General features: G+C 72.3%; 12 protein-coding genes. 8 read left to right on the top strand and 4 right to left on the bottom strand.

The features are described from left to right. The first annotated feature begins 11 nt into the window (after window positions 1–11). The 3 genes from ABZZ74_RS24590 to ABZZ74_RS24580 all read left to right on the top strand — a co-directional run bounded on the left by ABZZ74_RS24590 (window position 12) and on the right by ABZZ74_RS24580 (window position 2,651). The gene (locus ABZZ74_RS24590; protein WP_356768372.1) at window positions 12–209 is read left to right on the top strand and encodes a hypothetical protein; all 198 of its coding nucleotides are present in this window, start codon (window positions 12–14) and stop codon (window positions 207–209) included. After that, entirely contained in the window at window positions 210–2,288 is a 2,079-nt protein-coding gene (malQ, locus tag ABZZ74_RS24585; protein ID WP_356768308.1) for a 4-alpha-glucanotransferase, read from the top strand. A gap of 90 nt (window positions 2,289–2,378) precedes the next feature. Continuing rightward, window positions 2,379–2,651 carry a hypothetical protein gene (locus ABZZ74_RS24580; protein WP_356768306.1) on the top strand — a complete coding sequence of 91 codons (273 nt, stop codon included), beginning with the start codon at window positions 2,379–2,381 and terminating at the stop codon, window positions 2,649–2,651. Between the two features lie 67 nt (window positions 2,652–2,718). Here the strand turns inward: ABZZ74_RS24580 and ABZZ74_RS24575 are convergent, their stop codons facing one another. Further along, window positions 2,719–3,222, bottom strand: coding sequence for a MarR family transcriptional regulator (locus ABZZ74_RS24575; RefSeq protein WP_356768304.1), 504 nt, complete (start codon window positions 3,220–3,222; stop codon window positions 2,719–2,721). Window positions 3,223–3,342: 120 nt separating this feature from the next. Between ABZZ74_RS24575 and ABZZ74_RS24570 the strand changes: the two genes are divergently transcribed. Continuing rightward, window positions 3,343–4,329 (top strand): EamA family transporter, encoded by a 987-nt coding sequence (locus ABZZ74_RS24570; protein ID WP_356768302.1) that lies wholly within the window; start codon window positions 3,343–3,345, stop codon window positions 4,327–4,329. Window positions 4,330–5,003: 674 nt separating this feature from the next. Here ABZZ74_RS24570 and ABZZ74_RS24565 read toward each other — a convergent pair. Next, on the bottom strand, window positions 5,004–5,909 hold the full coding sequence (locus ABZZ74_RS24565) for an SDR family oxidoreductase (protein WP_356768300.1): 906 nt from the start codon (window positions 5,907–5,909) through the stop codon (window positions 5,004–5,006). A 131-nt stretch (window positions 5,910–6,040) separates the two neighbouring features. Between ABZZ74_RS24565 and ABZZ74_RS24560 the strand changes: the two genes are divergently transcribed. From ABZZ74_RS24560 to ABZZ74_RS24550, 3 genes are all read left to right on the top strand, one after another. Continuing rightward, entirely contained in the window at window positions 6,041–6,925 is an 885-nt protein-coding gene (locus tag ABZZ74_RS24560; RefSeq protein ID WP_356768298.1) for a LysR family transcriptional regulator, read from the top strand. Window positions 6,926–6,970: 45 nt separating this feature from the next. Next, the gene (locus ABZZ74_RS24555) at window positions 6,971–8,302 is read left to right on the top strand and encodes a sigma-70 family RNA polymerase sigma factor (RefSeq protein ID WP_356768296.1); all 1,332 of its coding nucleotides are present in this window, start codon (window positions 6,971–6,973) and stop codon (window positions 8,300–8,302) included. 71 nt (window positions 8,303–8,373) lie between these two features. After that, a complete protein-coding gene (locus tag ABZZ74_RS24550) occupies window positions 8,374–9,132 on the top strand; it encodes an SDR family oxidoreductase (protein ID WP_356768294.1) in 759 nt (252 codons plus the stop codon). Window positions 9,133–9,190: 58 nt separating this feature from the next. Here the strand turns inward: ABZZ74_RS24550 and pepN are convergent, their stop codons facing one another. Next, window positions 9,191–11,761: an aminopeptidase N gene (gene pepN, locus ABZZ74_RS24545; protein ID WP_356768292.1), complete on the bottom strand. Its 2,571-nt coding sequence runs from the start codon at window positions 11,759–11,761 to the stop codon at window positions 9,191–9,193. A gap of 213 nt (window positions 11,762–11,974) precedes the next feature. Here pepN and ABZZ74_RS24540 point away from each other — a divergent pair, with 213 nt between their 5' ends. Next, window positions 11,975–12,451: a DUF1203 domain-containing protein gene (locus ABZZ74_RS24540; RefSeq protein WP_356768290.1), complete on the top strand. Its 477-nt coding sequence runs from the start codon at window positions 11,975–11,977 to the stop codon at window positions 12,449–12,451. Here the strand turns inward: ABZZ74_RS24540 and ABZZ74_RS24535 are convergent. Further along, entirely contained in the window at window positions 12,448–13,467 is a 1,020-nt protein-coding gene (locus ABZZ74_RS24535; protein WP_356768288.1) for an aspartate-semialdehyde dehydrogenase, read from the bottom strand. The genes ABZZ74_RS24540 and ABZZ74_RS24535 overlap by 4 nt on opposite strands. Window positions 13,468–13,629 lie beyond the last annotated feature (162 nt).

Below are 13,629 nucleotides of genomic sequence, written 5' to 3'. Positions count from 1 at the left end.
TCTCCAAACCCGTGGCGCAGCTGCTGCCCCTTGAGGACGAGCCGCACTTCTGCGTCTTCAGCGCGGAGGGTGCCTGCGCCGAGACCCCGCTCACCAGTGAGCCGCCGCTGCCCGAGGCCGAGCCGCTCACCAGCGAACCCCCGCTCTCCGAGGCCGCGCCGCTGACCAGCGAGGCGGTGGCCCCCGAGCCGGACTGCGCGAGGCCGTAGATGACCGCGCCGGGGCCGGTCGAACCGCCCTCCGAGGAGCTGACCCGGCTCGCCGAGCTGCACGGTGTGGCCGCCTCCTACAGCCCCTCCCCGGACCGCACGGTCGCCGCATCGGCCACCGCCGTCACCCTCACCCTGGCCGCCCTCGGCGTCGACGCCGGCACCGAGGCCTCGGTCCGCGCCGCGCTCGCCGCCCGCGAGCGCGAACTGGCCGAGCGGCTGCTGCCGCCCACGGTGGTTCTCTGGAGCGGCGCCCCGTCCCCCGCCCTGGACGCCCTCCCGCCCGGCACCCGGCTGAGCGTCGAGACCGAGGAGGGCGAGACGCGGACGTCCGTCGAGGGACTCCCGCCCGGCGTCCACCGGTTGAGCGTCGCCGCCCCCGACGGCCGCACCGCCGCGGCCCACCTGGTCGTCGCCCCGTCCCGTCTGCCGACGCCGACGACGCGCTCGTACGGCCTCCTGGTCCAGCTCTACTCCCTGCTCTCCCGCCGCTCCTGGGGCATGGGCGACCTGGGCGACCTGGCCGAACTCAGCGACTGGGCCGGCCGTGCGCTCGGCGCCGGCTTCGTCCAGGTCAACCCCCTGCACGCGGCCGTACCCGGCGCCCCCACGGACCCGTCCCCCTACCGCCCCTCCTCCCGCCGCTTCCCCGACCCGGTGCACCTGCGCGTCGAGGACGTGCCCGAGTACGCGTACGTCACCGAGCGCGAGAAACTGCGGACGCTCCTGGAGCGGGCCGACCGGCTGCGCGCCTCCGTCCTGGAGAAGGACGCGCTGATCGACCGGGACGCGGTGTGGGAGCTCAAGCGGGAGGCGCTGGAACTGGTCCGCGAGGTACCGCTCGGCCCGGGCCGGCGCGCCGCCTACGCCGACTTCCTCGCCCGGGAGGGCGAGGCGCTGGAGGACCATGCCACCTGGTACGCCCTCGCCGAGGTGCACGGTCCGGACTGGCGGAGCTGGCCGGCCGGTCTGCGCGACCCCCGCTCGGCAGAAACCGCCCGCGCCCGCGGCGAGTTGATGGACCGGGTGGACTTCCACTGCCGTCTGGCCTGGCTCACCGACAGCCAGCTCACGGCCGCCCAGCGCACCGCGCGGGACGCCGGGATGGCGGTGGGCGTCGTCCACGACCTGGCGGTCGGCGTGCACCCCGAGGGCGCCGACGCATGGGCGCAGCAGGAGTACTTCGCCGCCGGGATGTCGGTGGGCGCCCCACCGGACGCCTTCAACGCGCGCGGCCAGGACTGGGGGCTGCCGCCGTGGCGCCCGGACCGTCTGGCCGAGTCGGGCTACGAGCCGTACCGCCGCCTGCTCAGGGCCCTGTTCCGGTACGCCGGTGCCCTGCGCATCGACCATGTCATGGGTCTGTTCCGGCTCTGGTGGGTGCCGCAGGGGCATCCGCCCACGGAGGGCACGTACGTCCGGTACGACGCCGAGGCCATGCTCGCCGTCCTGGTGCTGGAGGCCTCGCGTGCCGGGTCCGTCGTCATCGGCGAGGACCTGGGCACCGTGGAGCCCGGGGTGCGGGAGAAGCTGCGCGAGCGCGGGGTGCTCGGGACCTCGGTGCTGTGGTTCGAACGGGACTGGGAGGGCGACGGCCGCCCGCTGCCCCCCGAGGACTGGCGCGCCGACTGTCTCGCCACCGCCACCACGCACGACCTGCCCTCCACCGCGGCCCGCCTCACCGGCGAACACGTCGAACTCCGCGACCGGCTCGGCCTGCTGACCCGCCCCCTCGCGGAGGAACGGGCCGAGGCCGCGGCCGACACGGGGGAGTGGCTCGCCGTGCTCACCCGGCTCGGGCTGCTGCACGGCACGGGCGGCGGACACGGCGCCTCCGAGGAGGAGGCCGAGATCCAGGCCGTCCACCGCTTCCTGCTGCGCACCCCGTCCCGCCTGCTCGGCGTCTGGCTCCCGGACACGGTCGGCGACCGGCGTCCGCAGAACCTGCCGGGCACCTGGGACCAGTACCCGAACTGGCGGCTGCCGATCGCGGACGCGCAGGGCAGGCCGGTGACCCTGGAGGAGCTGGCCGGCTCGGCGCGGCTGCATGCCCTGATCGACGTCCTGCGGACCGGGTAGCCGGCGGCGCGGGCCGGGTGGGGCCTGGCCGGGGGCCGCTGGGGGACCCCGGACGAGCGACCCCGATCGTCATTCGATACTTTTGGGACCGTGGACAAGAAGAACGCCCTGCGCGCCGGCGCCCTGGCCGCCGGTACGACGCTGATGATGCTGCTCATGTCGTCCCCCGCGCTCGCGCTGACCCGCGACGACGGCGACGACCCCGGCAAGGGCCTGAGTGTCATCCAGACGCTGGGCCTCTACGTCGCGATCCCGCTCGCCCTGTTCGGGATCATCGCGGGCCTGGTGATGGTCCTGGACAAGTCCCACCCCAGCCACCGCGTGGCCAAGACCGGCGCGGACAAGGCCAAGGCGAAGGCCTGACCCGACGCTTCACCGAGGGCGCCGGACGCACCGCACCGCGGGTGCGGCCGGCGCCCTCGACGTGTTCTCACGCTTCTTGCGCCCCCGCCAGCAACTCCCTCAGCAGGTCGGCCAGTTGGTCGGCCTGCTCCTCGGTCAGGGTGGACAGGGCCTCGGTCTGGACGGACAGGCCCGCGCCGACCGCCTGGTCGATGACGTCCAGTCCCTTCTCGGTGAGCGTCACCTGGAGGGCGCGGCGGTCGTGCGGGTCGGGAGCGCGGCGCAGCAGGCCCGCGCGCTCCAGTTTGTCGAGGCGGCCCGTCATACCGCCCGTGGTGAGCATCAGCGTCGCTGAGAGTTGGCGCGGCGAGAGGGTGTACGGCTCCCCGGCGCGGCGCAGGGTCGCCAGGACGTCGAACTCGCCGCGTGAGATGCCGTAGGGGGCGTACGCCTTCTCAGCGAGGTCGCCCATGGTGCGCGAGAGGCGGTGGATCCGCCCGAAGACCTCCATCGCCCTGGTGTCGAGGTCGGGCCGCGCCCTCGCCCACTGCTCGATGATCGCGTCGACGGCGTCCTTGCGCTGTGCACTCATGTCCCGAGTATCCGCAGCGGCAGGGTCAACCGCAAGAAAGTAGCTTGATGGAAAGTTGCTTAGCGGTAAGCTAATCAATGCCAAGCTAGTTTTGAGTTGTTGAGGAGAAAGGACCCGGTCATGAAACGGTCCGCAGCCGTCCTGCTCACCGCGCTGGCCCCCGTCTCCTGGGGCACCACCTACGTGGTCACCACCCAGTTCCTGCCGCCCGAGCGGCCGCTGTTCACCGCCCTGGTCAGGGCCCTGCCCGCAGGGGTCCTGCTGCTGGCCGTCACCCGGGTGCTGCCGCGGGGCGCCTGGTGGTGGAAGGCCGGCGTGCTCGGCGCGCTGAACATCGGGGCCTTCTTCCCGCTGCTGTTCCTGTCCGCCTACCGGCTGCCCGGCGGGATGGCGGCCGTCGTCGGGTCGGTCGGGCCGCTGTTCGTCGTGGGGCTCTCGGCGCTGGTTCTCGGACAGCGTCCGACGGTACGGGCGGTGGTCGCCGGGGTCGTGGCCGCGTTCGGCGTCAGTCTGGTCGTACTGAAGGCGGCCGGGGCGCTGGATCCCGTCGGGGTGCTGGCCGCCCTCGCCTCGACCGCGTCGATGTCGACCGGCACCGTGCTGACCAAGCGGTGGGGCCGTCCCGAGGGCGTGGGCCCGCTGGCCCTCACCGGCTGGCAGCTGACCGCGGGCGGTCTGCTCATCGCCCCGCTTGCGCTGCTCGTCGAGGGCGCGCCGCCCGCGCTGGACGCCCTTGCCGTCGGCGGCTACCTCTACCTCGCCCTGGCCAACACGGCCGTCGCCTACTGGCTCTGGTTCCGCGGCATCGGCCGCCTCAGCGCCACCCAGGTCACCTTCCTCGGCCCGCTCTCCCCGCTGACCGCCGCGGTGGTCGGCTGGGCGGCCCTCGACCAGACACTCACCGCGCTCCAACTGACGGGCATGGCACTGGCGTTCGGCGCGACGGTGACGGGACAACTGGGAGCACGTCCCCCACGACCGCGCGCGTCCCGTATCACCGGGGGAGGCCAACGAGGGGTCCGGGACCTCCGAGGGCAGCGGGGCCTGCGAGAGGACCGGAGCTCGCGGGAGGAGTGGGGCCCGCGAGAGGTGGGGCTCCCGAGATGACCGGAGCTCCCGAGATGACCGGGCCCTCCGAGAGGACATGAACCCGCGAGAGGACCGCAGTTCCGGAGGCTGCCGGAATCTGCAGGGGGGCGCAGCTCGCGAGATGACCGGAGCTCCCGAGAGGGCCGCAGCTCGCGAGGGGGCCGGAACCCTCAAGGGGGACCGGGGCCTCCGAGAGGATCGGGGCTGTCCGCAAGGACCGGAGCTGCCGAGAGGACATGAACCCGCGAGAGGACCGCAGTTTCGGAGGCTGCCGGAATCCGCAGGGGAGCGCAGCTCGCGAGATGACCGGAGCTCCCGAGAGGGCCGCAGCTCGCGAGGTGACCGGAACCCGCAAGGGGGCCGGGGCCTCCGAGAGGATCGGGGCTGTCCGCAAGGACCGGAGCTGCCGAGAGGACATGAACCCGCGAGAGGACCGCAGTTCCGGAGGCTGCCGGAATCTGCAGGGGGGGGCGCAGCTCGCGAGATGACCGGAGCTCCCGAGAGGGCCGCAGCTCGCGAGGGGACCGGAACCCGCAAAGGGGACCGCAGCCTCCGAGGAGAACCCAGCCTCCGAGGAGACCGCAGCTCGCGAGGGGCCGGAACCCGCAAAGGGGACCGCAGCCTCCGTGAGGACCCCAGCCTCCCAGAGGGCAGTCGCCCCCGGGGAGGAGCGCCCCGCTCGGTCACCTCGGTTACGCGGTGAAGTAGTGGCCTTCCTCCAAGTCCTCCAGCAGGGCCGGGCCCGTCGGGTCCCAGTTCAGCCACTTGCGGGTGAGGGTGTTGGACGCCGGTACGTCGAGGGGGACGATGTGGCCGAGCCAGCCGAAGTGGGCGTCCGCTTCCTCGGGGGCGATGGAGCGGACCGGCAGGTCCAGGTGGCGGCCGATGACGGCGGCGATGTCCCGGAACGGCACGCCCTCGTCGCCGACCGCGTGCAGCCGGGAACCGGCCGGCGCCGACTCCAGGGCGAGCCGGACCAGACGGGCCGCGTCCGAGCGGTGCACGGCGGCCCAGCGGTTGGCGCCGTCGCCGACGTGGGCCGAGAAGCCCTTCTCACGGGCGATCGCGATCAGCATCGAGACGAAGCCCTTGTCGCCGCGCCCGTGCACGGACGGCGAGAACCGGACGGCCGCCGACCGGACCCCCCGGTCGGCCAGTGCGACGGCCGCGTCCTCGTTCCGCGCCCGGATCGCCCCGAAGGACTCCGGCGGGGCCGTGTCCTCCTCGCTGGAGACCCTTCCGGGCTGCAGCAGGGCCGTACCGGAGGACATCACGAAAGGCTTGTCCGAGCCTTCCAGCACGGTGCCGATCGTCTCGACGGCTCGCAGATCGGCCGCGCACGCGGCGGCGAAGTCGAAGGTGCCGGAGAAATCGTGGATGAAAGCGAGGTGGGCGACGCCGTCGGCGGCGGCCGCCCCCGCGGCGAGGGAGTCGGGGTCGTCGAGATCCCCGCGGTGCACCTCGGCCCCGGCCGCGGTCAACGCGGCGGCGGACGTGTCCGAGCGGGCCAGCCCGGTGACCCGGTGCCCGGCGTCGAGGAGTTCACGGACCACGGCGGAACCGATGAAACCGGTGGCGCCCGTGACGAATACATGCATGGTGCGGCCCTTCGTGAGGGGAGTGGGTGAGTGTGCCTCCATCCTCGGAAGGGGGCGGCGGCCGCGTCCAAAGCCTGTTCCGCATGGTGCAATACGGTTCGGGCATCACCACAGGTGAGTAGAGTGGAGGGATGGCTGACCTCGACCTCCGTCTGGTCCGGTACTTCACCGCCGTCGCCGAGCACCGCCACTTCGGGCGGGCCGCCGAGACCCTGCACATCACCCAGCCGTCCCTGAGCCGGCAGATCGCGAGCCTGGAGCAGCAGGTCGGCGCCCGGCTGCTGGACCGCACTCCGCGCGGGACCCGGCTGACCGAGGCCGGGGAGGTGTTCCTGCCCCGCGCGCGGGCGCTGCTGCGGTCCGCCGAGCAGGCCGCGGCCGAGGCCCGCGCCGCCGCCGAGCCCGGCCGGTTCACCGTCGGCTTCACCAGCGGAGTGATCGTCACCGCCGCCGTGCGCGAAATGCGGCGCCGGCACCCGGAGGCCGACGTACGTAGCCGGCACCTGCGCTGGGACGAGGCGCGCGCGGCACTGCTGGAGCGCCGGGTTGACGCGGCGGTGGCCCGACTGCCCTTCGTCACCGACCAGTTGGACGTGACCGTCCTCTACGACGAGCCCCGGTCCGTGGTCGTCCCCGTCGATCACCGGCTGGCCGGGAAGGAGTCCGTCACCGTCGACGACATCGCGGACGAGCCGATGCCCCGGATCACCGGCGCCGACCCCGTCTGGGCAGCCTTCTGGCGCCTGGAACCCCGCCCGGACGGCCGCCCGGTGCCCGAGGGCCCCGAGATCCAGGACCTGGAGGACAAGTTCGAGGTCGTCGCCGCCGGGGAGGCCCTGGTCGTCACGGCCTATCCCACCGGCATCCGGCTCCGTCCCGACCTCACGTCCATCCCGCTGCACGGCGTGGAGCCCAGCCAGGTCGCCCTCGCCACCCGCGCGGGCGACCGCAGCCGTATGGTGACGGCCTTCCGGAAAGTCGCACGGACGCACCTCACGCGCCCCGAGCAGGTATAGCGTCACACCGTCCCCGCGTGACGCAATCCCCACCCGGAGGTGCCCGTGGTCGCCGACGTCTGTGCGGTGTGTGGAAAGCCGCTGCCCGCCCGGGCCGGCCGCACCGGCCGCAGCTCCCTGTACTGCTCGGCGGCCTGCCGGCAGAAGGCGTACCGCAGGCGGCACGGGCCGGAGGAGACCGGGGTGGAGGGTCTGATCGAGGACCTCGCGCGCCAGGTGAAGGAGCTGGCACCCACACCGCCCTCGGTCCTGTACTCGGGGGTGAGCGAGCTGTCGTCGTCCGTCGCCCGGCTGCGGCGGGTGGCGCGGGTGGCGCGGGACACGGCGAAGGAATCCGTCACGCGCCGCCCCGTGACGGAACCGGAGACGCGGCCCCGGCTCACCGGGTCCGAGGTCGCCGCCCTCACCGAGACCGACTTCGCCGCCCTCACCGAGGCCCACCGCCGTGAGATCCAGGTCCACTGCTACCGCATGACCGGCTCCCACGACGACGCCGAGGACCTGGTGCAGGAGACGTTCCTGCGGGCCTGGCGGGCCCGGGACGGCTTCGAGGGGCGGGCCGGCGCCCGCACCTGGCTGTACCGCATCGCCACCAACGCCTGCCTGGACTTCCAGCGCCGCACCGCCCGCCGCCCGCAGCGCTACGAACCGATCCCCGGCATGAACCACGGCACCGGCGAGCCACCCGCCCGCATCACCTGGCTGCAGCCCTACCCCGACGACGAACTGCCCTCCGCCGAGGAGCAGCCGGAGGCCGCCGCGCTCTCCCGGGAGACCCTGGAACTGGTCTTCCTCGCCGCCCTCCAGCACCTCCCGCCCCGCCAGCGCGCTGTGCTGATCCTGCGGGACGTGCTGGGGCTGACCGCCGCAGAGACCGCTGAGGCCCTCGGCCTGACCGTGGCCTCCGCCAACAGCGCCCTGCAGCGCGCCCGCCCCACCCTGCGCGACCGGCTGCCCGGCCACCGCGCCGACTGGACGACGGCCGAGCCCACCCGGGCCCAACGGGCCGTGCTGCAGCGGTACATGACCGCCGCCGAGCAGCTCGACTTCGGGGCGATGACCGAGCTGCTGAGCGAGGACGTCACGCTCACCATGCCGCCGAACCCGTTCTGGTTCACGGGCCGCGACGCCCTCGTCGACTTCCTGCGCCCCACCCTGGACCCGGCGTCCCCCATGTTCTTCGGCCACTGGCGCCATCTGCCCGCGCGCGCCAACGGCCAGCTCGCGGCGGGCGGTTACGTCCGCAGGCCCGGTACGAACGTGTACCGCGCGCAGGTCCTCGACGTGCTCCGCTTCGACACCGACGACCGGATCGTCGAGATCACCTCCTTCGAACCGCACCTCTTCCCGGCCTTCGGCCTGCCCCTGCGTCTGTGACCGATGACCGCCACGGCCCCGGCGCGTCCATATGACCGACACGAACGTCACGACCCGCAGGGAGAATCACCATGCTGCTCACCGACAAGACCGCGATCGTCTACGGCGCCGGCGGCTCGATCGGCGGTGCGGTGGCCCGCGCCTTCGCCGCCGAGGGGGCCCGCGTCCACCTCGTCGGACGGACCCGTAAGACACTGGAGGCGGTGGCCGCCGACATCAAGGACGCCGAGGTCGCCGTCGTGGACGCGCTGGACGAGGCGGCCGTCGAGGACCACCTGAACGGCGTCGGCGCCGTCGACATCTCCTTCAACCTGGTCAGCCGCGGCGATGTGCAGGGCGCCCCGCTCACCGACATGCCGGTGGACGACTTCCTGCGGCCGGTGATCGACGGCACCCGCGCCAACTTCATCACCGCCCGCGCCGCCGGCCGCCGCATGGCCGAGCGCGGCTCCGGCGTCATCCTCACCCTCAACAGCGGCTCCGCGCACGGCAGTCCGATGATGGGCGGCACGGGACCCGCGGACGCCGCCACCGACACGCTCGTCCGCAACCTGGCGATCGAACTGGGCCCCCGCGGAGTACGCGCCGTGGGCCTGTGGGCGGCCGGTGTCCCCGAGACCTTCACCGTCGAGAAGCTCTCCGCGGTCAACCCGGCCATCGACGAGGCCGCGATCCAGGGCATCGTCGCCAACCTCGCGACGATGCGGATGACCCGCCGCAATCCCACCCTCGCCGAGATCACCGCCACGGCCACCTTCCTGGCCTCCGACCACGCTGCGGGCATCACCGGCACGTTCGTCAACGTGACGGGCGGGATGGTCGTGCGCTGAGGGCATACGAAGGGGCGCCCGGCACTATGCCGGGCGCCCCCTGCGGTCGTACGCGGAACTAGGCGGCCGTGTCCGCCGCCTGCGCCTTCAGCGCGCGCTCCACGCCCGAGCGGGACTCCGAGACCAGACGGCGCAGGGCCGCGTTGGGGTCGGTCTCGGAGAGCCAGGTGTCCGTCTTGGCCAGGGTTTCCGGGGAGACCTGGATGGCGGGGTAGAGGCCGACGGCGATCTGCTGGGCCATCTCGTGCGAGCGGGAGGACCAGATGTCGTTGACCACCTCGAAGTACTTGTCCGTGTACGGGGCGAGCAGCTCGCGCTGGTCGGTCTGGACGAAGCCGGCGATGACCGCCTCCTGCACGGCGTTCGGCAGCTTGTCGGACTCGATGACCGACGCCCAGGCCTCCGCCTTGGCCTCCGCCGTCGGGCGGGCGGCACGGGCGGACGCCGCGTGGCGCTCACCGGCCGCCGTCTTGTCCCGCTCGTACTCGCCGGCGATCTCCGCCTCGTCGAAGCGGCCGACCGCGGCGAGGCGCTGCACCAGCGCCCAGCGCAGCTCCGTGTCGACGGCCAGGCCCTCGATCGTCTGCGAACCGTCCAGCAGGGACTCCAGCAGGTCCAGCTGCTCCGGGGTACGGGCCGTGGCCGCGAAGGCGCGGGCCCAGGCCAGCTGGTGGTCGCTGCCCGGCTCGGCGGAGCGGAGATGGGCCAGCGTGGCGTCGGTCCAGCGGGTCAGCAGCGACTCGCGGGCGGCCGGGTCGGCGTACAGGTCGACGGCGAGCTTCACCTGGCGCTGCAGGGACTGCACGACACCGATGTCGGACTCCTTGCCGATGCCCGACAGGACCAGGGACAGGTAGTCCCGGGTGGCGAGTTCCGCGTCGCGGGTCATGTCCCAGGCCGAGGCCCAGCACAGGGCGCGGGGGAGGGAGGACTCGAAGTCGCCGAGGTGCTCGGTGACGAAGGCGAGGGACTGCTCGTCGAGGCGGACCTTCGCGTACGACAGGTCGTCGTCGTTGAGCAGGACGACGGCCGGACGGCGCTTGCCGACCAGCTGCGGTACGGCCGTCAGCTCCCCGTCGACGTCCAGCTCCACGCGCTCGTCGCGCACCAGCTTGCCGCTCGTGTCGTCGAGTTCGTACAGGCCGACCGCGATGCGGTGCGGGCGCAGGGTCGGCTCGCCCTTCGCACCGGCCGGGAGCGCCGGGGCCTCCTGGCGGATCGCGAACGACGTGATCACGCCCTCGGCGTCCGTCTCGATCTCCGGACGCAGGATGTTGATGCCGGCCGTCTGCAGCCACTTCTGCGACCAGTTCCCCAGGTCGCGCCCGGAGGTCTCCTCCAGCGCGCCCAGCAGGTCGGACAGCCGCGTGTTGCCGTACGCGTGGTTCTTGAAGTACGCCTGCACGCCCGCGAAGAACTCGTCCATGCCGACGTACGCCACGAGCTGCTTCAGGACGCTCGCGCCCTTGGCGTACGTGATGCCGTCGAAGTTGACGAGGACGTCGTCGAGGTCGCGGATCTCGGCCATGATCGGGTGGGTGGAGGGCAGCTGGTCCTGCCGGTACGCCCACGTCTTCATGGAGTTGGCGAAGGTCGTCCAGGAGTGCGGCCAGCGGGAGGCGGGGTGGTACGCCTGGCACGCGATGGACGTGTACGTGGCGAACGACTCGTTCAGCCACAGGTCGTTCCACCACTCCATGGTGACCAGGTCGCCGAACCACATGTGGGCCAGCTCGTGCAGGATGGTCTCGGCGCGCAGCTCGTACGACGCGTCGGTGACCTTGGAACGGAAGACGTACTGGTCGCGGATGGTCACCGCGCCCGCGTTCTCCATCGCGCCCGCGTTGAACTCCGGCACGAAGAGCTGGTCGTACTTCTTGAACGGGTACGCGTAGTCGAACTTCTCCTGGAACCACTCAAAGCCCTGCCGGGTGACCTCGAAGATCGCGTCCGAGTCGAGGAACTCGGCGAGGGAGGGCCGGCAGTAGATCCCCAGCGGCACGGACTGGCCGTCCTTCTCGTACACGCTGTGCACCGAGTGGTACGGGCCGACGATCAGCGCGGTGATGTAGCTGGAGATCCTCGGCGTCGGCTCGAAGACCCAGACGTCGTCCTTGGGCTCCGGGGTCGGGGAGTTGGAGATGACGGTCCAGCCGGTCGGCGCCTTCACCGTGAACTGGAAGGTGGCCTTGAGATCGGGCTGCTCGAAGCTCGCGAAGACCCGGCGGGCGTCCGGCACCTCGAACTGGGTGTAGAGATAGGCCTGCTGGTCGACCGGGTCGACGAAGCGGTGCAGGCCCTCGCCGGTGTTGGTGTACGCGCAGTCCGCGACCACGCGGAGGACGTTGCGGCCCTCCAGCAGGCCCGGCAGCGCGATCCGGGAGTCCGCGAAGACCTCCGCCGGGTCGAGCGGATCGCCGTTCAGGGTGACCTCGTGGACCGTGGGGGCGACCAGGTCGATGAAGGACTCGGAGCCGTTCTCGCTGACGTCGAAACGCACCGTCGTCACGGACCGGTACGTACCGCCCTCCTGCGCGCCGGAGAGGTCGAGATCGATCTCGTAGGACTCGACAGTGAGCAGCTGCGCCCGCTGCTGAGCCTCTTCGCGAGTCAGGTTTGTGCCAGGCACGCGTTCATCTCCTCGTATGTGTCGGTTCGGCGGTGCGGCCATCCTTCCACGGCGGCCGGGAAAAGCGCGATGTCCATTTACCGCCGCTGGTCTCCGACGGACGGCCCGGTCGCACGCACGTCCGTCGTAGCCGGCGCCGGCCAGCCGACCTGCGGGAACGCCGTGTCCGATTCCCGCCGGTCATCGCGCCCGGCCCGCGTCAGCCTGGGACGTATGACGACCTACACCGCACGCCCCGTCGCCCCGTCCGTCCTCGAGGAGCTGCGCGTCGCCGACGACGCGGGCCGGCCGCCGGCCCCGTTCACCGACGACGAGGGCGGCGCCCCCCTGCGCTGCTGTCTGCGCCGCAGTGAGCCGGGGGAGCGGATCGCGCTCGTCGCCTACGCGCCGCTGCGCCGCTGGGCGGCCGGGACGGGCGCCGAGCCGGGGGCTTACGACGAGCAGGGACCCGTCTTCGTCCACGCGGAGCAGTGCCCGGGCCCGGCCACCGGCGACGACGCCTACCCCTTCGCGGACGCCCACCGCACCGTCCGCCGCTACTCCGCCGACGGCCGCATCCTCGGCGGCGAACTGGTCGACGCCCCCGACGACGCGGCCTTCAAAAACGCGTTCGACGACCCGGATGTGGCACTCGTCCACGTCCGGGCCGTCGAGTACGGCTGTTTCCTCTACGAGGTGCGCAGGCCCTAGGCCTGCTTCAGCTCCGCCGCCACCAGCTCCGCGATCTGGACTGCGTTCAGCGCGGCGCCCTTGCGGAGGTTGTCGTTGGAGATGAACAGGGCGAGGCCGTTGTCGACGGTCTCGTCGCGGCGGATGCGGCCGACGTAGGAGGGGTCCTGGCCGGCGGCCTGCAGGGGCGTCGGGATGTCCGACAGCTCGACCCCGGGGGCCTCGGCGAGGAGCTCCGTCGCGCGCTCGGGGGAGATCGGGCGGGCGAAACGGGCGTTGACCTGCAGGGAGTGGCCGGAGAACACCGGGACGCGGACGCAGGTGCCGGAAACCTTGAGGTCGGGGATCTCCAGGATCTTGCGGGACTCGTTGCGGAGCTTCTGCTCCTCGTCGGTCTCGTTCAGGCCGTCGTCGACGAGGTTCCCGGCGAAGGGGAGCACGTTGAAGGCGATGGGGCGCTTGTAGACGCCGGGCTCGGGGAAGTCGACCGCCGCGCCGTCGTGGGTCAGCTTGTCCGCGTCGGCGATCACCTTCTGCGCCTGGCCGTGCAGCTCGGCCACGCCCGCGAGACCGGAACCGGACACGGCCTGGTAGGTGGCGACGACCAGCGCCTCCAGGCCCGCCTCGGCGTGCAGCACCTTCAGGACCGGCATCGCGGCCATCGTGGTGCAGTTCGGGTTGGCGATGATGCCCTTGGGGCGGTTCGCGATGGCGTGCGGGTTCACCTCGGAGACGACCAGCGGAACCTCGGGGTCCTTGCGCCAGGCGGATGAGTTGTCGATCACGACCGGGCCCTGCGAGGCGACCTTCTCGGCCAGCGCCTTCGAGGTCGCGCCGCCCGCGGAGAACAGCACGATGTCCAGGCCGGAGTAGTCGGCGCTCGCCGCGTCCTCCACCGTCACGCCGTCCAGCTCCGTCCCGGCGGAGCGTGCCGAGGCGAACAGGCGCAGCTCGGTCACCGGGAAGTTCCGCTCCTTGAGGATCCTGCGCATGACCGTGCCGACCTGACCGGTGGCTCCGACGATTCCGACCCTCACGGCGACTCCCTTACCTGTGATGCTTGCGTGTCTGCGGCTTTTCCATCATGCGGTCGACCCGGGTCCGCCTGTCCAATTCTTTGCGCACCATGCCCGAGGAATGGGACGCCCGGTGGTGTGAGGTACGCCTCCACACGGTTTTCCGGAGATCCGGTCGAACGT

The organism is Streptomyces sp. NPDC006476, assembly GCF_040612015.1.
Classification (GTDB): domain Bacteria; phylum Actinomycetota; class Actinomycetes; order Streptomycetales; family Streptomycetaceae; genus Streptomyces; species Streptomyces griseorubiginosus_B.
Note: the sequence above shows the minus strand (reverse complement) of the source record. Positions and strands in the feature narration are given on the sequence as shown.

Coding starts and splice junctions, on each gene's coding strand:
- malQ (WP_356768308.1), top strand. CDS start 210: ATGACCGCGCCGGGGCCGGTCGAACCGCCCTCCGAGGAGCTGACCCGG.
- ABZZ74_RS24575 (WP_356768304.1), bottom strand. CDS start 3,222: ATGAGTGCACAGCGCAAGGACGCCGTCGACGCGATCATCGAGCAGTGG.
- ABZZ74_RS24570 (WP_356768302.1), top strand. CDS start 3,343: ATGAAACGGTCCGCAGCCGTCCTGCTCACCGCGCTGGCCCCCGTCTCC.
- ABZZ74_RS24565 (WP_356768300.1), bottom strand. CDS start 5,909: ATGCATGTATTCGTCACGGGCGCCACCGGTTTCATCGGTTCCGCCGTG.
- ABZZ74_RS24560 (WP_356768298.1), top strand. CDS start 6,041: ATGGCTGACCTCGACCTCCGTCTGGTCCGGTACTTCACCGCCGTCGCC.
- ABZZ74_RS24550 (WP_356768294.1), top strand. CDS start 8,374: ATGCTGCTCACCGACAAGACCGCGATCGTCTACGGCGCCGGCGGCTCG.
- ABZZ74_RS24540 (WP_356768290.1), top strand. CDS start 11,975: ATGACGACCTACACCGCACGCCCCGTCGCCCCGTCCGTCCTCGAGGAG.